Here is a 19,246-nt window from a genome sequence, read left to right on the forward strand (position 1 = left end):
ATCTGCGTCTTTTGGCCTTTGACGAGATGCAGATCACAGACATCACCGATGCGATGATTGTCGGGCGCTTGTTTGAGGCGCTGTTTGAGGCGGGGGTTGTTGTTGTCACCACATCCAACCGTGTACCCGATGATCTTTACAAGAATGGTCTGAACCGTCAGCTTTTTCTGCCCTTTATTGCCCTTATCAAGGAGCGGCTTCAGGTCCACGAGCTGGTGAGTGCGACAGACTACAGACAGGACAGGCTGGCAGGAGAGGCGACGTATTTTGCCCCCGCGAATGAGGCGGCGCGCGCGTCTGTTGCGGCGATCTGGGCGGATATGGGCGGGGCGCAGGCCAAGCCCTTGCGCCTCAGCGTGAACAAACGCGAAGTTGTTTTGCCCGCATTCCACAACGGGGTTGGACGGGCGCGGTTTCACGAGCTCTGCGGCAAGATGCTTGGCCCTGCGGATTATCTGGCGATTGCCGAGGCGGTGCGGGTCTTGATCCTTGAGGATATCCCGAGCCTATCGCGCAGCAACTTTAACGAAGCCAAGCGATTTGTGACGCTTATTGACGCTTTGTATGAAGCCAAGGTGCGCCTCATTGCGAGTGCGGCGGCCGAGCCTGAGATGCTTTATCTTGAGGGCGAGGGGACGTTTGAATTTGAGCGGACAGCGAGCCGTTTGCGCGAGATGCAGGGCGACGGCTGGGGCGAAGCCTAGGCCGCGTTTGCCCTATCGGGAAAGAAAGGGGGCCGTTGGCTCGGCCCCTCTTTCTCCTGCCGATAGATTAAGAGATAACACTCTTGCCCTCGTAAACTCTTACCCCGAGGTGATCTCGGGGATACTCAGCCGCTGGCCCACGCGGACGCGGTCGGGGCTAGATAGGATCTGGCGGTTGGCGTCAAAAATGGACGTGTAAAACGCAGCGTCGCCATAAAAGCGGTGCGCGATTGCGCCGAGGCTGTCGCCAGACTGAACTGTGTAGAAATTGTAGCGTTTGGTTTCACCTGCGCGCTGGACCACGCGGACTTCGACACCATTGCTGTTGGTGTCGATTGTCGGTGTGATAGCGGCCTCTGGATTGGATTTGCGAACGAGCGCGGCGAGAAGCGTTGCTGTGTCGACGCGGCCTGCCTCCGTGCGCAGTGCGCTGGGTACGGCGATGCTGCCTGTGGCGGCGGCTTCATTGATCAGCGCGTCGATGTAGGCGTCGGATTGGCCCTGCTTGAGGGCTTGGGTCACGAGGTCTTGCATGCTTGCGCCTGTGGCGGGGCGCTTCGGCGCTGGACCTGTTAGGCTGGCGAGCACACCTGCTGTCATGCTGCGCAGCGGGTCGTCTTGGGCGGGTGCTGTGGTGGCGGCTTTGGGAGCGACTGAGAGGCTGGCAAGAACGCCTGCCGTGATCTCGTCGACCGGCGCATCTTGTGACGCTGTGGCCGTCTGCATCAGATTGATCAGGCCCGTATCTGCCCGCGCGACTGTGTTGTCGTCAGGCGTGTCGCTGTAGGGCGTCTCGATTTCGGGAAGTTCGGCCAGAGCGCTGTTGGATGGCTGCATCAGAATGAGCGCCAGCGTGACGGTGAGAAAGGCCGCGCCGATGATCAGCAGGCGGACAAGATGCGGGTTTGGCGGGGTGTGCTGCTTCATGATGTTGGCTGCTGTATCGAGAGACCGAGGAGGAGCCAGACTTGCATGCCGCCGCGGTAGTATTTGATCTTTTCGGCGGGGTATCCTGCGCTGCGCAAGGCTGTGATCGCGTGAAGAGATTGCTCACACCACGGGCCGTTGCAGAAGAGCAGAAGTTCCTTGGCGGCGGCAAAATCCCATGTTGTACCGTCGGACTGTGCGCCGAGCGCCTTGATGATTTCGTCTCGGTAAGGGTTGCTTGCTTCGAGCGTGGCAAAGGGCACGTTGATTGCACCCGGAATGGTGCCTTTGGCGAACCACTCAGGCATGCGGCTGTCGAGCAAGAGGCCGTTGCCTGCGGCGACCGAGTTTTCGAGGAAGGAAATGACTTCTATCTCGCCAACCGTCTCGACGCCTTCGCCCGCACTCATCTCCTGAATGCAGAAGGGTGGGCAGGCGCGCGATGTTTTTGTGAACTCGCCCGAGAGCTGGTGGGCGGTGTCTTGGTTCCGCTCGATCACGAGTGTTTCGCCTGTTGCGAGTGTGATCGACTTTGACGGAATGTCAGGTGTGAGGCGCACATCCTGTGCGATGGTCACTGCTGGCATAAGGCACGCGCCAGCGAAAAAAAGGCCCAAAAGGCGTCTCATTACTATCCCCCAAATCATAGCATGCTTCAATCTGTGGCGCAGGGCATGCTTAGACTGCTGGCTCAATATATAGGCGAATCAACGCGAATCGGTCAACATAAAGTGATTCAGAATTCAGCGAATCGGGGGTAGCTTTGGGCTAAGTCCTTGGAAGTGATTCGCATTTTTTCATATGGCAACACAAGATTTGGGCGTCTGTTTTGGCAGAGCTGGCCAAAGCGGACCGTTTTAGCTGTGCTCGCGTAGGATATGACCCGCGAGATAAAGCGATCCACAGATGAGAATTCGGGCCTGAGGGGCGTCGCGCAGGATATCGCGTAGTGCACTCATCACGCTGTCTGCGGCATGGGCGCTCATACCCGCTTCTGTGGCGGCGGCGGCTGTTGTTTCGGCGGGGAGGGTGTTGGCCTCTCCCGGGATCGAGACGGCATGCAGCGCTTTGATGTGCGGTACGACGGGGGCGAGATAGCCTGCGATGTCTTTGGTGTTGAGCATGCCGCAGATCATATAGGTGGGCCGCTTGGGCAAGCGCGTGAGGCTTTCGGCAAGCGTTGCGCCACAGGCGGCGTTGTGGCCGCCATCAAGCCAAAGCTCGGCTTCGGGGGCGGCATCAATCAGCGGGCCTTGGGCGAGTTTTTGCATCCGAGCGGGCCAAGTTGGGCGTGTGACTGCCGCCTCATAACTGCTTGCAGGCAGGCCGAGGTGACGCAGGCCTGCGAGGGCGGCGCCAGCGTTTTGGAATTGGTGTGCGCCCATCAGCGAGGGCGGCGGAAGATCAAGCAGGCCAGTCTCGTCTTGATAGACAAGGCGGCCGCGCTCTTCAGAAACATGCCAATGCTGGCCTTGGGCAATCAGCGGCGCGCCAAGGCTTGCGGCCTTGGCTTCGATCACCTCTGCGGCGTCTTCGGGCTGTGCCGAAAGGACAAGCGGCACGCCACGTTTGATGATCCCTGCTTTTTCAGAGGCGATCTTGGCGACGGTGTCACCCAAGAATTGCGGATGATCAAAAGAGACCGGGGTAATCACTGTGAGGGCGGGTTTTTTGATGACGTTGGTGGCGTCAAGGCGCCCGCCGAGACCGACTTCGAGCAGCGTATAGTCGGCAGGCGTGCGCGACATGGCAAGGAGGCCAGCGACAGTTGTGATCTCGAAATAGGTGATCGTGTCGCCATTGTTGGCATCGTAGCATTCGTTCAGAACCTCAGTGAGATGAGGCTCGGAAATCAGCTCGCCTGCAAGGCGGATGCGCTCGTGAAAGCGGGCTAGGTGGGGCGAGGTATAGGCGTGTGCTGTGAGGCCAGCGCCTTCGATACCGGCGCGGAACATAGCGAGCGTCGAACCTTTGCCATTGGTCCCTGCGATATGGATCACGGGGGGGAGTTTGTCCTGCGGGTTGCCGAGCGCGTCGAGCAGCTTCCACACGCGATCCAGCGTGAGGTCGATGATCTTGGGATGAAGCGCCATCATCCGCTCAAGGATGACATCCGATCCTGTGTTCATGTCTTGGCGTCTGCCTTTGTCTCGGTTGCATCGCCCGCATTTGGCGCGGGCAGATCGCCTGCGACGGCCGGCGGCATATCCATGAGCATGCGAATGATTTGGACCAGCTCTTCGCGCATCTTTGTGCGGGGCGTGACACGGTCAAGCATGCCGTGATCCAGCAAATACTCAGCGCGCTGGAAGCCTTCGGGAAGCTTTTCGCCAATGGTCTGTTGGATCACGCGGGGGCCAGCAAAGCAGATCAGCGCATTTGGCTCGGCGATCTGGACATCGCCCAGCATGGCATAGGACGCGGTGACGCCGCCTGTTGTCGGGTGTGTCAGAACGACGATGTAGGGCAGGTCTGCTTCTTTGAGCATCTGGACCGCGACTGTCGTGCGCGGCATTTGCATGAGGCTAAGAATGCCCTCTTGCATGCGTGCGCCGCCAGCGGCGGAGAAGAGCACGAGGGGGCGCTTGAGCTTTACGGCGCGTTCGGCGGCCGCGATGATGGCGTTGCCGACGTACATGCCCATAGAGCCGCCCATGAAGGAAAAGTCCTGCGCGGCTGCGATGATCGGCGTGCGGCCGATCTCGCCTTGGACCACTAGCATGGCCTCTTTCTCGCCGGTCGATTTTTGAGCGGCTTTCATGCGGTCGGGGTATTTTTTCTGATCGCGGAATTTGAGCGGGTCTTCGATCGGCAGGGGGATATCAACCTCTGTGAAGATGCCGCCGTCAAACAGCGCTGTGAAGCGGTCACGCGGCGTGATGCCCATGTGGTGGCCACAAGAGGTGCAAACGTTGAGATTGCCTGCGAGTTCACGGTGAAACAGCATGGTTCCGCATTCGTCGCATTTTGTCCAAAGATTCTCAGGCGTATCGCGGCGCGAGAAGATTGAGTTGATGCGGGGGCGAACGTAGTTTGTGATCCAGTTCATAGAGAGGCCTTTGCCGTTTCACTTGTCTAGGGTCCAGATAATCAGGACGGGCGGGAAATGCAATCAGCGCTTCAGGCCAATGCGTGCGGCAAGCCACATGAGACCGAGAAGGAGGAGCTCAAGCGCGAGCTGCCAGCTGATGCTGGCGCTTGAGCCAGTTGTGAAGGTGTCACCCATGGATTCTGGCGGAAACAGGAAGAGCGCAAAGCCAGATGACGGCCCGCCAGCCTCACCGTAGAGCAAAAACGCGAAAGCATTGTTGGCCAGATGAAAGGCGAGCGCGGGGCCGAGTGTGCCTGCGCGGGCGGTAAGATCAGAGGCGCAGAGGCCGAAGAAGAAGGCCCATGTGGCGTATTGCATGTTGTGGACGAGGTCACTCTCTATATCCCAATGGGCGAAGCCGAAGGCGAGGTTTGTCAGGATGAGCCAGCTGGCGGGATGCGCAAAAAGCGCGGCGAGCTGCTGTTGTAGATACCCACGATAGAGCAGCTCTTCGGCCGCAATTTGCACGAAGATCGCCCCAAGAGAGAGTGGCAGGAGCGCCAGCCAGAGAAGTGGTGGGCGTGTGGCTTGCAGGGCGTCGGCGCTCCACCACGGCGGGACAAACTCCAGCGCAAACAAAAGTAGGGTTACGGGGGTGAGAACCGCGAAAAACTGGCGTAGGGCCGCGCGCGGCGGGCCGATAAGACCGCTGGGGGCGCGGTGATGGAGCCTGCGCACCACGAACATGACAATCGCGGCGAGGATGCCAAAGGACGCGAGTTGTGCGCCGAGGCCCAGAGGGGTCGATCCTGTGAAGAAAGCGGCAATCCAATCGGGCTGAAGCGCAAGCAACAGCGCTTCGATCACATCATAGGTGAGATAGTAGCCAAATTCGATCAGGCAGTAGCCGAGGACCACGGTAAACAGTGCGCCGCTCAGAAGAGCAGGGGCTACAAAGGCGCGGTGTGCGGCGTAGGGAGAACGGCGCATGCGTCAGCGTCCGAGCGAGAGCCGCGCAGTGAGCCATGCACAGAGCAGTATCATCAGATCATAGGGCATCCACATGGGAAGAAACGTGGGGTCGGACAGTTCGAACGGGTAGGTGTAGAGCGCGAGGCCATAGAGCGTATCCCCGGGGGAGACATAGAGCAGGCCGCTGAAATTAAGGAAGAAATGCAGCGCGATGGCGGGGGCGAGAGTGCCTGAACGGGCGGTCAGATCGCCTGCGGCGAGGCCGAAGAGCGTGGCGCTGAGCACAAGGAACCACGCGTTTGGGCCCGCGACCGAAGGCTCAAAATGCAGCGCACCAAAGATCAGTGCAGGCAGGGCGAGCCAGGCCAATGGATTGGAGAACCGTGCGGCGAGTTGACTTTGGCCATAGCCGCGAAAGAGCAGTTCTTCGGCAGTGACCTGAATAAACAGAAGCGGCAGGGCGAGCGGCAGAAGTGCGAGCCAGCGCAGATAATCCAGATTGTGAAAGGGCTTCAGGATATCGGGCTCTGGAAGAAACCAGAGCAAAACGGCAAAGCCGCCAAGCGCTGTGCTGACGCGCAGGCCGTGACGCAGGAAGACGGCGCCTCTGCCAAAGAGCGTGGCGAGTGGGCGCTGGTGCAAGAATTTGAGCACGAGGCCGAGGGCGATGATGATAAAGCCGAAGGAGGCGAGAATGGCCAGCATCCCGCGGGGGCTGCTGCCGCGGTCAATTTCGGCGGCTAGAAGCGGCCAGTCTTGTGGTGTGACCATTTCGGCGAGCAACGTGAAGTAACTGTGACCCAAGGCGAGGTGGCAGGCCCACACAAGCGCCAAGCCCAAGCCAAAGCGCCAGAGCTCAGGGCTTTGGCGGGCGGGGGCAGTTAAAAAATCTTGGCCCTGATATCGCATTTGTCAGGCTTTAGCGCCAAATAGGCGGCGCGCAAAGCCTTACCCTGCACAGGTGGCTTCTTTTTGCGCGGATGTGGCAGGGCGGTTTGCGGGCTTGATATGAATCAAGGCGCATATGCGGACGGGCGCATAAGCATGGGCCATGCAAGATTTATTGACCGCCTTGAATGATCCGACCCGCCGCGCCGCACTTGCCATTGTTTGGGATGGCGGGGAGCATTGTGTTTGCGAGCTTATGGCGCGGCTGGACGCGAGCCAGAGCCGCATGTCACGTCATATGAAGGTGCTGCGTGAGGCGGGGTTGGTCACTGACCGGCGCGATGCGCAGTGGGTGCGCTTTCGGCTGAACCCGAAGTTGGCAGCGGAAAGACGCGCTGTTGTGGCCGCTGTTTTGGCGGCAGAGCGGACATCGGAAAGGGACGTCGCGTGAGCAGCGAAACACTTGAGCGCCACAGTGGTGCGCCTGACTGGCTTTGGTATCTGGGTGTGCCTTTGGTGGGGGCTGTGCTCTGGCTTCTCTATGGGCAGCTCGTTCCGTTTTCCGAATGGATAACAGGGCTTTTGCCTGTGTCGCGGACGAGCCATACAGGCGAGGCGATTGCTTTTTTTGTCTATGACGTGCCGAAGGTGCTTTTTCTGCTGACGGGGATTGTCTTTGTGACGGGTGTATTGCGCAGCTGGTTCAGCCCTGAAAAGACCCGCGCCATTCTCGCGGGCAAGCGCCAGATTTGGGGTTATCCGCTCGCGGCTTTTCTGGGCGTTTTGACACCGTTTTGCTCCTGCTCTTCGGTGCCTTTGTTCATCGGCTTCGTCTCGGCGGGTATCCCTTTGGGCGTGACCTTTGCTTTCCTCATTGCGGGGCCGATGGTTGGCCCTGTGGGGCTTGGGCTTCTTTACGGGCTTGTTGGCTGGAAGATTGCGACGATCTACCTGGTCTTTGGCTTCTCTATTGCCACGGTGTCGGGCTATGTGCTTGGTCAGATGCGCCTTGAGCGCTATTTGCAGGACTGGGTGCGCGAGCTGAATGCGGGGCCTGTGGGCGAACCGCCAGAGGAGGCGCTGACGCTGGTCGAGCGCCTCAAGATCGGCGTTGAGCAGGTGCGCGAGATTGTCGGGAAGGTCTGGATCTGGGTGCTTGTCGGGATCGGGATCGGCGCGGTGATCCATGGCTATGTGCCTGAGGCGATGATGCTCAAGGTGATGGGCGGCGAGGCTTGGTGGTCTGTGCCCTCGGCTGTGGCGCTGGGCGTGCCGATGTATACGAATGCGGCGGGGGTCATCCCGATTGTCGAAGCGCTTCTGGGCAAGGGTGCGGCGCTGGGCACGACGCTGGCGTTTATGATGTCGGTGATTGCGCTGTCGCTGCCTGAGATGATCATTTTGAAGCAGGTTCTGACCCTGCGGCTCATCGCGATTTTTATTGCCGTCGTGGCGGCTGGGATCCTTGCGACGGGTTATCTTTTTAACGCACTTCTCTGAAGGGAAACACAATGAAAACGATTAAGGTTTTTGGCCCCGGCTGTAAGCGCTGTGAGGCCACGGCGGAGATGGTCAAGGCGGCGGCGGCCGAGCTTGGGCTTGAGGTCGACGTTGAGAAAGTCACTGATGCACGGGCGATTGCCATGGCAGGTGTGATGTCGACCCCGGGATTTCTGTGGAGGGTACGCTTGTGCATGCAGGCGGCTTGCCCGACGCCGGCAAGCTCAAAGACTGGCTCTCGGCATGATGCGCGCGTCTTGTGTGACGGCGATGCTGCTCGTGCTGCCGAGTCTGGTGCGCGCGCTTGAGGTTGTGCCTGTGGCTGAGGACGTCTGGGCTATTGTCGGCGAAAAGGAACAACGCAGCCCTGAGAACCTTGGCAACAACGCCACTTTTGGCCTTGTTGTGAGTGCGGCGGGTGCTGTTTTGATTGATCCGGGCGGATCATGGAAGGGCGCGGAGGCGCTGCATGCGGCGGTGCGCAGTGTGACGGACGCGGCTGTGAAATATGTGATCAACACGGGCGGGCAGGACCACCGCTGGCTTGGCAACAGCTATTGGCAGGCTGAGGGCGCAACCGTGATTGCCTCAAATGCGGCCATCGAGGACCAGCGCACGCGCGGCTCCATGCAAATGACGGGGCTGCGCCAGCTGATTGGTGCAGGGCTCGACGGGACAGAGCCTACAGAGGCCGATGTGAGCTTTGATGCGGAGTATAATCTTGAGCTGGGCGGGTTCAGCTTTGAAATCCGCCATGTCGGGCCTGCGCACACTCCGGGGGATGCCTTTGTCTGGCTACCGGCGCGTGACACTGTGTTTACGGGTGATATTGTCTATGTGGAGCGCATCTTGGGCGTGGGCGATCAGAGCTCTATCGCGGGCTGGCCTCTGGCCTTTGAAGCTGTCGAGGCCACGGCTGCTGCGCATGTTGTGCCGGGGCACGGTGCGCCGACCACGCTGGCGCAGGCACGGGCGCATACTTATGACTACCTGATGAACCTGCGAGGGCAGATTGGCGCTCTGATTGAAGAAGGCGGCGATATCATCGCCGCCCCGAATGTTGACCAATCCGCTTTTGCAACGCTGGAGCAGTTTGACGCGCTCGCAGGGCGCAACGCGCAGACGGCGTTTCAGCAGATGGAGTGGGAGTAGGCTTAGCCTTCGATCTCGGTGATCATGTCCACACGCGTGCCGTGGCGGCCGCCTTCGAACTCGGCAGAGAGGAAGGCGTCAACGATATCGAGGGCGAGGCCCGCGCCTGTGACGCGCTCGCCGATCGAGAGCATGTTGGCGTTGTTGTGCTGGCGGATCATGCGGGCCGAGAATGTCTCCGAGCAAACGCCGCAGCGGATGCCTTTGACTTTGTTGGCCGCCATCATGATGCCTTGGCCTGTGCCGCAGAGGATGATGCCAAGATCACAGTCACCTGAGGCGACAAGCGCTGCTGCAGCTTGGCCGTGCTTGGGGTAATGGGTGCTTTCTGGGCTTGTTGGCCCGATATCGACAGCCTCATAGCCCTGAGCCGTGATGTGCGCGGCAATGGCTTGGCGCAATTCGATTGCGGCGTGGTCACTTGAGAGGGCGATGCGTTTGGTCATGGGTATTATCTTTCGCGGTCGGCGGGGTAGACGCCGATGATTTGGACGTAGGATGTGAAATAGTCGAGTTCTTCCAGCGCCAATTTGACGTTGGGGTCTTCTGGGTGGCCGTCGATGTCGGCGTAGAAACGGGTCGCGGTGAAGGATCCATCAACCATGTAGCTTTCGAGCTTGGTCATGTTGACGCCGTTGGTGGCGAAGCCGCCCATGGCTTTGTAGAGCGCGGCAGGGATGTTGCGCACTTCAAAGACGAAGGTTGTCATCATGTTTAGCTTGCCACGGCGCGACATGTCAGGTTCGCGGCCCATGATGACAAAGCGGGTCGTGTTGTGGCCGTGGTCTTCGATATCGGAGGCCAGAACTTCGAGGCCATGAATTTCGGCGGCCAGCTCTGATGCGAGCACGCCTTGATCCTGTGCGCCTGAGGCGGCGAGCTCGGCGGCGGCGCCTGCGCTGTCGGCCGCAGAAATCGGCGCGATACCGTGCTTTTTCAGGAACGTGGCGGACTGCGGCAGCAGGACAGGGTGCGCGCGCACGCTTTTGACAGCAGAGAGGGGCACACCCGCGTTGGCCATGAGCGCGATGCGCACACGTACGAAAGCTTCATCGACGATGAAAAGGCCACAATCGGGAATAAGGCGGTGATTGTCTGCGACGCGGCCATAAGTCGTATTTTCGACAGGGAGCATGGCAAAATCGGCTTGGCCAGATTTGACTGCCTCGATGGCAGCTTCAAAGGAGGCACATGGCACAGGGACAGCATCGGGGCGAGCTGTTGTGCAGGCTTCGTGGCTGTAGGCGCCTAATTCGCCCTGAAATGCGATCCGTTCAGACATATTTTAACCTTTTTGATGCACCCCGAGAGAGAAGGGGCGTTTGGCCGCAGAAACTACACCTTGCGTAAAGGGAGTGGAAGCGGATAGAAACCGCCAAAAGCTACCAAACGGAATCTGGCCCATGTTTGATACAATGACATCCACCAAAATCCTTGGCGCGGTTTGTGGCGCGCTCCTGCTGTTTCTTTTCGCCAAGTGGGGCGCTGATGCGCTTTACACCGTTGACGGCGGTCATGGCGCGCACGGCGAAGAGCATGTTGCGGGCTACCTGATTGAAGTAGAAGAGAGTGCCGAAGCCGAAGTCGAAGAAGAAGGCCCCGATTTTGCAACCATCATGGCATCAGCCGATGTTGCTTCAGGCGCGAAAATCTTCAAAAAATGCTCGGCGTGCCACAAAGTTGAAAAGGGCGCGAACGCCACAGGCCCATACCTTCACGGTGTTGTTGGTCGTGCAATCGACTCAGCTGAGGGCTTTGGCTACTCGGGTGCGCTGGAGCAGATCGGCGCGGACTGGACCCCTGAAAACCTCTACGCCTTTCTTGAGAACCCGAAAAAAACGGCTCCTGGAACAAGCATGAGCTTCTCGGGCCTGAAGAAATCATCTGATCGTGCGGATGTGATCGCCTATCTTGACAGTCTCGACGACTGATATCGAGCGACAGACCAGACTTTGAAGCCGCCAGCCCCGCAACGGGCTGGCGGTTTTGCTTTGTGGGGCGGCCTATCACGAATTCTCAACTTGAATGTCATAGGCCTTGGAAACTAGGGTGGACCAATTATAAATAAGGCCTGATAAGTTTGTCTGGCTCAGGGAGGCATTGGCATGTTGAGATCACGCATTGGCGCGAAAGCTGCCGTACGGCAGGTGAGAGATGTGGCGTCTCTGGCGCTTGTGAGCTTTGTTTTTCTGACCGCCTCGGCGCTCGTGCTGCGAGCGGAGAGCGAAATGATCAAGAGCCACGGGTATTCTTACTTCGGCAATTTGAGCTACCCTGAAGATTATACGCACTTTAACTATGTGAACCCTGATGCGCCCAAGGGCGGGGAAATCTCCATCGCGGTGGCGGGCACGTTTGACAGCATGAACCCTTACACGCGCAAGGGGCGTGCTGCGGCGCTGGCGACTGTGGGGTACGAATCGCTTTTGGGCTCTGTTTTGGCGGGGTCTGGGGAATTGCCCGCGGATGTGGACGGGGAGTATTATGGCTTGCTTGCGCATACGCTGGAATACCCTGCGGACAAAAGCTGGGTGATTTTTCATATGCGCCCTGAGGCCAAGTTCTCCGATGGCAGCCCTCTGACGGCGCATGATATTGCCTTTAGCCACAACCTTTTGCTGGATCAGGGCCTGAAGTCTTATGCTGATGCGGTGCGCAAGCGCATCCCCAAGGTTGAAGTGATCGACGACCACACCATCAAGTTTTACTTTGCCGAGGGCATTTCGCGGCGCTCTCTGATTGACCAAGTGGGGTTTGTGCCTGCGTGGTCCAAGAAATGGTATGAGGAAACGGGAGCGCGGCTTGATGAGAGCCGGCTCGAAGTTTCGCCCGGCTCGGGGCCTTATGTGATCGACCGAGTCGATGTGAACCGCTCGGTGATCTATAAGCGCAACCCCGACTATTGGGGCAACGATCTGGCGATCAACAAGGGCCGCCACAATTTTGATACCATCCGTATCGAGTATTTTGCCGATGCGACCGCGGCTTTTGAGGCCTTCAAGGCGGGGTCTGTGACCTATCGCAGCGAGAGCGACCCGAAGCGCTGGGCGACGTCATATGACTTTCCTGCCGTAAATGATGCTTTTGTGAAGCTTGAGGAAATCCCTGACGGGATGCCGCCTGCCAACACGGGAATTATTATGAACCTTGATCGTGAGGTCCTTAAAGACCGTCGCGTGCGCGACGCTGTGGCGCTTGGGTTTAACTTTGAGTGGACCAATGCTTCGCTGCTCTACGGGCTGCAAAGCCAGCAGCATTCTTTCAGCACAGGTACAAAATTTGAGGCCAAGGGCGCGCCCGAGGGTGAAGAGCTTGCGCTTTTGCAGGGGCTGGCGGCGCAGCCTGATCCTGAGGTTTTGACAGACGAGCCACGCTTGCCGCATGTCTCACAAAAAGAGCGCCTGAATGATCGCCGCAATTTGCGCGCGGCCATGAAGCTTCTGGACGAGGCTGGCTGGGCTGTGGGCGATGACGGCAAGCGGCGCAACGCGGACGGCGCGTCTCTGAGCCTGAACCTTTTATTCAATTCCTCGGACACTCCAACCAACAAGGCCTTGGCGGAGAACTTTGTCAGCAATCTGCAAGTGATGGGGATTGAGGCGACTTTCGAAGTGGTGGACCCCTCGCAATATACCTCGCGCGAGCGCGACCATGATTATGATCTGGTTTTGGATGGCTATCCCGCACTGTTTGGTGTGGGCACAGGGCTTCAACAGCGCTTTGGCTCGGAAGCGGCGAAACTTTTGTTTAACCCCGCCTCACTTGCCAGCCCTGTTGTGGACGAGATCATCGAGAAGGCGCTTTTGAGCGAGACGCAGGAAGAAGAAGATATGATGCTGCGGGCGCTTGACCGTGTGCTGAGACATGAGTTTTTCTTGATCCCGACAGGGTATGTGGCAGATCACTGGGTTGCGTATTGGGACCAATACGGGCGGCCTGAAATGATCCCGCCCTATGCGCTCGGGACACTTGATTTCTGGTGGTATGACGCGGTCAAAGGGGCATCCCTGAAAGAGCAGGGGGCGCTGAGGTAGCCTTATGGGTGCTTATGTCCTGCGGCGCTTGCTGCTGATTATTCCGACGCTGTTTGGCATTATGCTGATCAACTTTGCGCTCACGCAGTTTGTTCCTGGTGGGCCTGTGGAACAGGCGATTGCGCGGGCGCAGGGCGAGGGCAATGTCTTTGGCAGCTTCGCAGGGCAGGATGGCTCTGAAAGCACGCTCGGCACGGGGACGAGCGAATATGTGGGCGCGCGGGGCTTGCCGCCTGAGTTTATCGCCGAGCTTGAGCGCGAGTTTGGCTTTGACAAACCTCCAGTGGAGCGCTTTTTCCTGATGCTGGGCAATTACATGCGCTTTGACTTTGGCGAGAGTTATTTCCGCTCGGCGACGGTGATTGAGCTGATCAAGGAAAAGCTGCCTGTGTCGATCACGCTTGGGCTTTGGTCGACTTTGATTGCTTATATGATCTCGATCCCGCTGGGCATTCGTAAGGCTGTGAAGGACGGTACGCCCTTTGACACTTGGACCAGTGGCGCGATTATTGCGGGCTATGCGATCCCTGGGTTTTTGTTTGCGATCCTGTTGCTGACGCTGTTTGCGGGCGGCTCTTACTGGCAGATATTCCCGCTGCGCGGGCTGACCAGCGACAATTTTGAAACGTTGAGCGCTTGGGGCAAAATCAAGGATTATGCCTGGCACATTACGCTGCCTGTGCTGGCGTCCAGTATTGCGGGTTTTGCGACGCTGACGCTTCTCACGAAGAACAGCTTTCTGGACGAGATGAAAAAGCAATATGTGATGACTGCACGGGCCAAGGGCCTGTCTGAGCGGGCGGTTCTGTATGGGCATGTGTTCCGCAATGCGATGCTGATTGTGATTGCGGGGTTTCCTGCGGTGTTTATCGGAGTCTTTTTTGGGGCGTCGCTGATCATCGAGACGATTTTCTCGCTGGATGGCCTTGGGCGGCTTGGCTTTGAGGCGGCTGTGGCGCGGGACTATCCTATTGTTTTCGGAACGCTATTTATCTTCGGTTTGATCAGTCTTGTGGTCGGGATCATCTCGGATCTGATGTATGTTCTCGTAGACCCGCGGATCGACTTTGAGCGGAGGGAGGGATAATGGCTTTGCTGACACTCTCGCCAATCAATGCGCGCCGTTGGCGTAACTTCAAGGCCAACCGCCGCGCGCTTTGGAGCCTTTGGGTCTTTTCAGTTCTTTTTGTGATGAGTTTGTTTGCTGAGTTTCTGGCCTACGACAAACCCATTCTGGTGAACTATCGCGGCCAATATTACGCGCCGATTTGGAACTTTTACCCCGAGACAGAGTTTGGCGGGGATTTTCAGACAGAGGCGGTTTATCGCGACCCTGAGGTGCGCTGTTTGATTGCCTCGGGTGGGCTAGAGGACTGCTTTGACGACCCTGAGGGAATTGTCAGTGAGATTGATGCGGGTACATTTACGGCCGGGGGCTTTGAGGAGGGCTGGGCGATCTGGCCGGTTATTCCGTATTCCTTTGATACGGCTGTCGAGCGTCCCGGGGCTGCGCCTTTGCCGCCCAATGGCGAGAACTGGCTTGGTACGGACGCGACGAAGCGCGATGTGATGGCGCGGGTGATCCACGGCTTCCGCCTTTCTATCCTGTTTACGCTGATTGTGACGGGTCTCGCCTCGATCATCGGGGTCGCGGCGGGGGCTGTGCAGGGGTATTTTGGTGGCTGGATTGACCTTGTTTTTCAGCGGATCATCGAAATCTGGACCTCTACACCTCAGCTTTATGTGATCATCATTATGTTTGCCATTTTGGGGCGGTCGTTCTGGCTTTTGGTGTTTCTCATGGTGCTCTTTGGCTGGATGTCACTTGTGGGCGTTGTACGGGCCGAGTTCTTGCGGGCGCGCAACCTAGAGTATGTCCGCGCGGCCAAGGCGCTTGGCGTTGGCAACACAACGATTATGTTCCGTCATATGCTGCCCAATGCGATGGTTGCGACGCTGACGATGCTGCCGTTTATTGTGACGGGAACGATCTCGTCGCTGGCGGCGCTGGATTATCTCGGCTTTGGCCTGCCTTCGAGTGCACCGAGCCTTGGCGAGCTGACGCTTCAGGCCAAGCAGAACCTTGAGGCGCCATGGCTGGCCTTTACCGCATTTTTCACTTTTGCCGTCATGTTGTCGCTGCTTGTTTTCATCTTTGAAGGCGTGCGCGACGCGTTTGACCCGAGAAAGACTTTCCGATGAGCTTGCTAAACGTCCGCGATCTCACAGTGACCTTCCGCCAAGACGGCAAGGCCAATCAGGCTGTGAAAGGTGTGAGCTTTTCTGTCGGGCGCGGGGAGACTGTTGCGCTTGTGGGGGAGAGCGGCTCTGGCAAGTCTGTGAGCGCCTTGAGCACCGTTGCTTTGCTTGGTGATAGTGCGGAAGTGGGCGGCTCTGTCACCTATGACGGGCAGGAAATGATCGGGGCGAAAGACAAGCTTCTGCGCCAAGTGCGTGGCAACGATATCAGCTTTATCTTTCAGGAGCCGATGACTTCGCTCAACCCGCTACACACGATTGAAAAGCAGCTTGGCGAGAGTCTTGAGCTACATCAGGGGCTGACGCGGGGTGCCGCGCGGGCGCGCGTTCTTGAACTGCTTGAGAAGGTTGGCATACGTGATGCACAGAGCCGTCTCAATGCCTATCCGCATGAGCTTTCGGGCGGGCAGCGGCAGCGCGTGATGATTGCTATGGCGCTGGCGAATAAGCCTGACATTCTGATTGCGGATGAACCGACCACGGCACTTGATGTCACGATTCAGGCGCAGATCCTTGAGCTTCTGAACGAGCTTAAGGAAAGCGAGAATATGGGGCTTTTGTTCATCACCCATGATCTTGGCGTTGTGCAGCGCTTTGCTGACACGGTCTGTGTCATGAAAAACGGTGAGATCGTCGAGCAGGGGCCGGCCAAGGCGGTGTTTGATGCGCCTCAGCATGAGTATACCAAAAAGCTCCTCGCGGCGCGGGCTGTCGGGGTTCCGACACCAGTGCCTGCGGGGGCGAAAGAGATTGTTGCGGCAGACAAGCTGCGGGTCTGGTTCCCGATTAAGTCGGGGTTGATGAAGCGGGTCACAGGCCATGTGAAGGCTGTCAATGAAGCGAGCCTGTCTGTGCGTGCGGGCGAGACGCTTGGCATTGTTGGGGAGAGCGGATCGGGCAAAACCACGCTGGCACTGGCGATCATGCGACTGATCAGCTCTGAAGGCGGGATCACCTATCAGGGCGAGGATGTGCGCCGCTGGAGCACCAAGAAACTGCGCAGCCTGCGCCGCGAAATGCAGATCGTGTTTCAAGACCCGTATGGCTCGCTCAGTCCACGTATGAGCTGCGCCGAGATTATTTCCGAGGGGCTTGGCGTTCATGGCAAGCCTGAGGGGAAGAGCGCGCGTGAACTTGTCTCTGAGGTGATGGAAGAGGTCGGGCTCGACCCTGCCACGATGGACCGCTACCCGCACGAGTTTTCGGGGGGGCAGCGCCAGCGGATCGCGATTGCGCGGGCGATGATATTGCGGCCCAAGCTTGTTGTGCTTGATGAGCCGACGAGCGCGCTTGATATGACTGTGCAGGTGCAAATTGTGGATCTGTTGCGCGAGCTTCAGCGCAAATATGGACTGGCCTATCTTTTTATCAGCCACGATCTCAACGTGGTGCGCGCGATGAGCCACAAGATGATTGTGATGCGTCAGGGCGATATTGTCGAGGCGGGCAAGTCGGATGACCTATTCGAGCGCCCACAGACAGACTACGCCAAGACGCTTTTGAGTGCAGCGCTCGAGCTGAAGGCAGGCGGCCCAACGCTCGACTGAAGCGTTGGGTTGCGTTTTGCTCAGATGGCTGAGCTGTGGCCCGCTTTGCTCAGATCATAGGCGTCAAAGGCGCGGGCGATCAGGCGGGTGAGCGGGCGCATCTCTTCGGGAATATAGAGACCTTCTGCGCAGGTTTTGAGGCGGTTGCCGAAGCTTGTGTTGGCCTCGTTCAGCATCGCTGCGAGCGCGGCAGGCGCGATATCGTGCTCTGCCAGAAGCTCGGCAGAAGAGACGCGGAAATCGCACATGATCATCTCGATGATACGGCTGCGCAGCTTGTCTTCAGCGGAGAAGACATGGCCCCGGGATGTCGAGAAGCTGCCTTCGGAAACTTTCTTGGCATGTGCCGAAGTGGCAGGCGCGTTTTGCGCATAGCCTTGCGGGAAGCGTGAGATGGAAGAGGCTCCGAGCCCGACGAGCACATCGCTCGTGTCATCGGTATAGCCCTGAAAGTTGCGGCGCAGGGTGCCTGCTTTTTGGGCACGGGTTAGCCCGTCTTCGGGGCGGGCGAAATGATCAATCCCGATTTCGGCGTAGCCATCCCAGACGAAGAGCTTGCGCGCTGTTTCAAAGAGATCAAGCCGTTCTTCTGGTGTTGGGAGCGCGTCAGACGGGATCATCTGCTGGCGCTTGGCCATCCACGGCACATGCGCATAGCCATAAAGGGCGACACGATCAGGCGAGAGCGCAAGAAGCTTCTGCACGCTTTCTGTGATCCGCGCTTGGGACTGGTGAGGCAGGCCAAAGAGGATATCGGCATTGAGGCTTTCCACGCCATGGGCACGGATCATATCGATCGCGCTACGGGTGGCTTCAAAGCTCTGGATACGACCGATGGCTTGCTGGATTTCATCGTCAAAATCCTGCACGCCAATGGAGGCGCGGTTCATCCCTGCGGCGGCGAGCGCATCAAGGCGTGTGCTGTCGATTTCATTTGGATCGATTTCGACGGAGAATTCATAATTGGGCGCAAAAGGCGCAACCGAGGCAATCTCGGCGGCGAGATCGCGCATCATATCGGCGCTCAGGAGTGTGGGCGTTCCACCGCCCCAATGCAGGCGCGCAAGAGTGACGCCTTTGGGAAGCGTTTGCTTGAGCAAGGCCAGCTCTGCTTTGAGAATTTCAAGATAGGCGCGCACGGGTTCTTCTTTTTGAGTGCCTTGGGTCCGGCACGCACAGAACCAACAGAGCCTGCGGCAGAAAGGCACGTGGATATATAAAGAAATTTCACTTCCAGCAGGGATCAGAGTGATCCACTTGGCGAACATATCGCTTGTAATTGCTGGGGTGAATTGCGGGGCCGTTGGATAGCTTGTGTAACGCGGCACCTTCGCGTCAAATAGCCCCATGCTGGCGAGTTGAGTTTTTGTCATCATCCGAGTAGATTTATGGGGACGAGTCTGTATCGTCATTGATACAGATCAAGCGCGCGACGTGAATGAATGCAGAAGTCAGTAACGGTTGATGTGCCACGTGAGTGTGGCGAGTGCCCTATCAGACACAGAGCTGTCTGTGCGCGTTGTGAGAGCGACGAGCTTCTCCGGCTTGAGGAAATCAAGTATTATCGATCCTATGAAGCGGGCCAAACAGTGGTCTGGTCGGGAGATCGTATGGAGTTTGTCGGCTCTGTGGTGCAGGGTGTGGCCTCGCTGACGCAGGCGATGGAAGATGGCCGCACGCAGATGGTTGGGCTTTTGTTGCCGTCTGACTTTGTTGGCCGCCCTGGCCGCGAGTCTGCGGCCTATGATGTGGTTGCGACAACCGATCTGGTCATGTGCTGTTTTCGTAAGAAACCGTTTGAAGACATGATGATGCGCACGCCGCATATTGCACAACGCTTGCTCGAAATGACATTGGACGAGCTTGACGCCGCCCGCGAGTGGATGCTCGTTTTGGGCCGCAAGACTGCGCGTGAAAAAATTGCCAGCTTGTTGAGCATTATCGCCCGTCGCGATGCGACGCTCAATCTGGCGGGCGTTGAAGGTCCGCTTGAGTTTGATCTGCCGCTGACGCGTGAAGCGATGGCAGACTATCTCGGCCTGACGCTGGAGACCGTGAGCCGACAGGTCAATGCGCTTAAGCGAGATGGCGTGATTGACCTCGTTGGTAAGCGCCACGTGATCGTACCAGATTTTGACCGCCTCTCCGAAGAAGCAGGCGATGATTCTGATGATGGGATGCTGAGCTGACCGCCTGCTCTTTTTCTTTCTAAAAATATCCTAGGGGGTGTGG

20 protein-coding genes are annotated in these 19,246 nt (G+C 58.1%); 11 read left to right on the top strand and 9 right to left on the bottom strand.

From position 1 onward, the window contains the following. A partial coding sequence (gene zapE / locus P8O11_RS11475; RefSeq protein ID WP_300294313.1) for a cell division protein ZapE occupies positions 1–704 on the top strand: 704 nt, incomplete at its 5' end. A gap of 99 nt (positions 705–803) precedes the next feature. Here the strand turns inward: zapE and P8O11_RS11480 are convergent. The 6 genes from P8O11_RS11480 to P8O11_RS11505 all read right to left on the bottom strand — a co-directional run bounded on the left by P8O11_RS11480 (position 804) and on the right by P8O11_RS11505 (position 6,543). Beyond that, on the bottom strand, positions 804–1,631 hold the full coding sequence (locus P8O11_RS11480) for a LysM peptidoglycan-binding domain-containing protein (RefSeq protein WP_300294315.1): 828 nt from the start codon (positions 1,629–1,631) through the stop codon (positions 804–806). Beyond that, positions 1,628–2,260 carry a rhodanese-like domain-containing protein gene (locus P8O11_RS11485; protein ID WP_300294317.1) on the bottom strand — a complete coding sequence of 211 codons (633 nt, stop codon included), beginning with the start codon at positions 2,258–2,260 and terminating at the stop codon, positions 1,628–1,630. Before P8O11_RS11485 ends, P8O11_RS11480 begins: the two co-directional genes overlap by 4 nt. Positions 2,261–2,488: 228 nt before the next feature. Then, positions 2,489–3,760, bottom strand: a complete 1,272-nt coding sequence (locus P8O11_RS11490; protein ID WP_300294318.1) for a folylpolyglutamate synthase/dihydrofolate synthase family protein — start codon at positions 3,758–3,760, stop codon at positions 2,489–2,491. After that, positions 3,757–4,680: an acetyl-CoA carboxylase, carboxyltransferase subunit beta gene (gene accD, locus P8O11_RS11495; protein WP_300294320.1), complete on the bottom strand. Its 924-nt coding sequence runs from the start codon at positions 4,678–4,680 to the stop codon at positions 3,757–3,759. Before accD ends, P8O11_RS11490 begins: the two co-directional genes overlap by 4 nt. 63 nt (positions 4,681–4,743) lie before the next feature. Continuing rightward, positions 4,744–5,652, bottom strand: coding sequence for a CPBP family intramembrane glutamic endopeptidase (locus tag P8O11_RS11500; protein WP_300294322.1), 909 nt, complete (start codon positions 5,650–5,652; stop codon positions 4,744–4,746). A gap of 3 nt (positions 5,653–5,655) precedes the next feature. Next, a complete protein-coding gene (locus P8O11_RS11505; protein ID WP_300294323.1) occupies positions 5,656–6,543 on the bottom strand; it encodes a type II CAAX endopeptidase family protein in 888 nt (295 codons plus the stop codon). Positions 6,544–6,685: 142 nt separating this feature from the next. On the opposite strand from P8O11_RS11505, the gene P8O11_RS11510 reads away from it, so the two are divergent. Genes P8O11_RS11510 through P8O11_RS11525 form a run of 4 tightly spaced genes read left to right on the top strand, consistent with a single transcriptional unit; the run spans position 6,686 to position 9,174 of the window. Continuing rightward, the gene (locus P8O11_RS11510) at positions 6,686–6,973 is read left to right on the top strand and encodes a metalloregulator ArsR/SmtB family transcription factor (protein WP_300294325.1); all 288 of its coding nucleotides are present in this window, start codon (positions 6,686–6,688) and stop codon (positions 6,971–6,973) included. Next, positions 6,970–8,022: a permease gene (locus P8O11_RS11515; RefSeq protein ID WP_300294327.1), complete on the top strand. Its 1,053-nt coding sequence runs from the start codon at positions 6,970–6,972 to the stop codon at positions 8,020–8,022. The genes P8O11_RS11510 and P8O11_RS11515 overlap by 4 nt, the downstream gene beginning before the upstream one ends. 11 nt (positions 8,023–8,033) lie before the next feature. Continuing rightward, complete coding sequence (locus P8O11_RS11520) at positions 8,034–8,330, top strand: thioredoxin family protein (protein WP_300294329.1); 297 nt, start codon at positions 8,034–8,036, stop codon at positions 8,328–8,330. Next, positions 8,266–9,174 (top strand): MBL fold metallo-hydrolase, encoded by a 909-nt coding sequence (locus P8O11_RS11525; RefSeq protein WP_300294331.1) that lies wholly within the window; start codon positions 8,266–8,268, stop codon positions 9,172–9,174. Before P8O11_RS11520 ends, P8O11_RS11525 begins: the two co-directional genes overlap by 65 nt. Before the next feature lie 2 nt (positions 9,175–9,176). On the opposite strand, the gene rpiB is transcribed toward P8O11_RS11525, so the two are convergent. Further along, a complete protein-coding gene (gene rpiB, locus P8O11_RS11530) occupies positions 9,177–9,626 on the bottom strand; it encodes a ribose 5-phosphate isomerase B (RefSeq protein ID WP_300294382.1) in 450 nt (149 codons plus the stop codon). After that, positions 9,626–10,456 (bottom strand): prephenate dehydratase, encoded by an 831-nt coding sequence (locus tag P8O11_RS11535; protein ID WP_300294333.1) that lies wholly within the window; start codon positions 10,454–10,456, stop codon positions 9,626–9,628. The genes rpiB and P8O11_RS11535 overlap by 1 nt, the downstream gene beginning before the upstream one ends. Before the next feature lie 121 nt (positions 10,457–10,577). On the opposite strand from P8O11_RS11535, the gene P8O11_RS11540 reads away from it, so the two are divergent. The 5 genes from P8O11_RS11540 (at position 10,578) to P8O11_RS11560 (ending at position 17,014) form a co-directional block, all read left to right on the top strand. Further along, positions 10,578–11,105: a cytochrome c family protein gene (locus P8O11_RS11540; RefSeq protein ID WP_300294335.1), complete on the top strand. Its 528-nt coding sequence runs from the start codon at positions 10,578–10,580 to the stop codon at positions 11,103–11,105. 297 nt (positions 11,106–11,402) lie between these two features. Then, positions 11,403–13,208: an extracellular solute-binding protein gene (locus P8O11_RS11545; protein WP_300294384.1), complete on the top strand. Its 1,806-nt coding sequence runs from the start codon at positions 11,403–11,405 to the stop codon at positions 13,206–13,208. A gap of 4 nt (positions 13,209–13,212) precedes the next feature. Further along, a complete protein-coding gene (locus P8O11_RS11550; RefSeq protein ID WP_273498283.1) occupies positions 13,213–14,295 on the top strand; it encodes a microcin C ABC transporter permease YejB in 1,083 nt (360 codons plus the stop codon). 8 nt (positions 14,296–14,303) lie between these two features. Then, positions 14,304–15,410 (top strand): ABC transporter permease, encoded by a 1,107-nt coding sequence (locus P8O11_RS11555; protein ID WP_300294386.1) that lies wholly within the window; start codon positions 14,304–14,306, stop codon positions 15,408–15,410. Next, positions 15,407–17,014 (top strand): ABC transporter ATP-binding protein, encoded by a 1,608-nt coding sequence (locus tag P8O11_RS11560; protein WP_300294338.1) that lies wholly within the window; start codon positions 15,407–15,409, stop codon positions 17,012–17,014. The genes P8O11_RS11555 and P8O11_RS11560 overlap by 4 nt, the downstream gene beginning before the upstream one ends. A 20-nt stretch (positions 17,015–17,034) precedes the next feature. On the opposite strand, the gene hemN is transcribed toward P8O11_RS11560, so the two are convergent. Continuing rightward, positions 17,035–18,390, bottom strand: coding sequence for an oxygen-independent coproporphyrinogen III oxidase (gene hemN, locus P8O11_RS11565; RefSeq protein ID WP_300294388.1), 1,356 nt, complete (start codon positions 18,388–18,390; stop codon positions 17,035–17,037). A 66-nt stretch (positions 18,391–18,456) separates the two neighbouring features. Here hemN and fnrL point away from each other — a divergent pair, with 66 nt between their 5' ends. Continuing rightward, on the top strand, positions 18,457–19,203 hold the full coding sequence (gene fnrL / locus P8O11_RS11570; RefSeq protein WP_300294340.1) for a transcriptional regulator FnrL: 747 nt from the start codon (positions 18,457–18,459) through the stop codon (positions 19,201–19,203). The last annotated feature ends 43 nt before the right edge of the window (positions 19,204–19,246 follow it).

Origin of the sequence: Lentibacter sp., from assembly GCF_029254145.1 — a bacterium.
Taxonomy (GTDB): Bacteria; Pseudomonadota; Alphaproteobacteria; order Rhodobacterales; family Rhodobacteraceae; genus Lentibacter.

Coding starts and splice junctions, on each gene's coding strand:
- P8O11_RS11545 (WP_300294384.1), top strand. CDS start 11,403: ATGATCAAGAGCCACGGGTATTCTTACTTCGGCAATTTGAGCTACCCT.
- P8O11_RS11505 (WP_300294323.1), bottom strand. CDS start 6,543: ATGCGATATCAGGGCCAAGATTTTTTAACTGCCCCCGCCCGCCAAAGC.
- P8O11_RS11535 (WP_300294333.1), bottom strand. CDS start 10,456: ATGTCTGAACGGATCGCATTTCAGGGCGAATTAGGCGCCTACAGCCAC.
- accD (WP_300294320.1), bottom strand. CDS start 4,680: ATGAACTGGATCACAAACTACGTTCGCCCCCGCATCAACTCAATCTTC.
- P8O11_RS11485 (WP_300294317.1), bottom strand. CDS start 2,260: ATGAGACGCCTTTTGGGCCTTTTTTTCGCTGGCGCGTGCCTTATGCCA.
- P8O11_RS11510 (WP_300294325.1), top strand. CDS start 6,686: ATGCAAGATTTATTGACCGCCTTGAATGATCCGACCCGCCGCGCCGCA.
- P8O11_RS11560 (WP_300294338.1), top strand. CDS start 15,407: ATGAGCTTGCTAAACGTCCGCGATCTCACAGTGACCTTCCGCCAAGAC.
- P8O11_RS11500 (WP_300294322.1), bottom strand. CDS start 5,652: ATGCGCCGTTCTCCCTACGCCGCACACCGCGCCTTTGTAGCCCCTGCT.
- P8O11_RS11490 (WP_300294318.1), bottom strand. CDS start 3,760: ATGAACACAGGATCGGATGTCATCCTTGAGCGGATGATGGCGCTTCAT.
- P8O11_RS11540 (WP_300294335.1), top strand. CDS start 10,578: ATGTTTGATACAATGACATCCACCAAAATCCTTGGCGCGGTTTGTGGC.
- fnrL (WP_300294340.1), top strand. CDS start 18,457: ATGCAGAAGTCAGTAACGGTTGATGTGCCACGTGAGTGTGGCGAGTGC.
- P8O11_RS11480 (WP_300294315.1), bottom strand. CDS start 1,631: ATGAAGCAGCACACCCCGCCAAACCCGCATCTTGTCCGCCTGCTGATC.
- hemN (WP_300294388.1), bottom strand. CDS start 18,390: ATGATGACAAAAACTCAACTCGCCAGCATGGGGCTATTTGACGCGAAG.
- P8O11_RS11520 (WP_300294329.1), top strand. CDS start 8,034: ATGAAAACGATTAAGGTTTTTGGCCCCGGCTGTAAGCGCTGTGAGGCC.
- P8O11_RS11550 (WP_273498283.1), top strand. CDS start 13,213: ATGGGTGCTTATGTCCTGCGGCGCTTGCTGCTGATTATTCCGACGCTG.
- P8O11_RS11525 (WP_300294331.1), top strand. CDS start 8,266: ATGATGCGCGCGTCTTGTGTGACGGCGATGCTGCTCGTGCTGCCGAGT.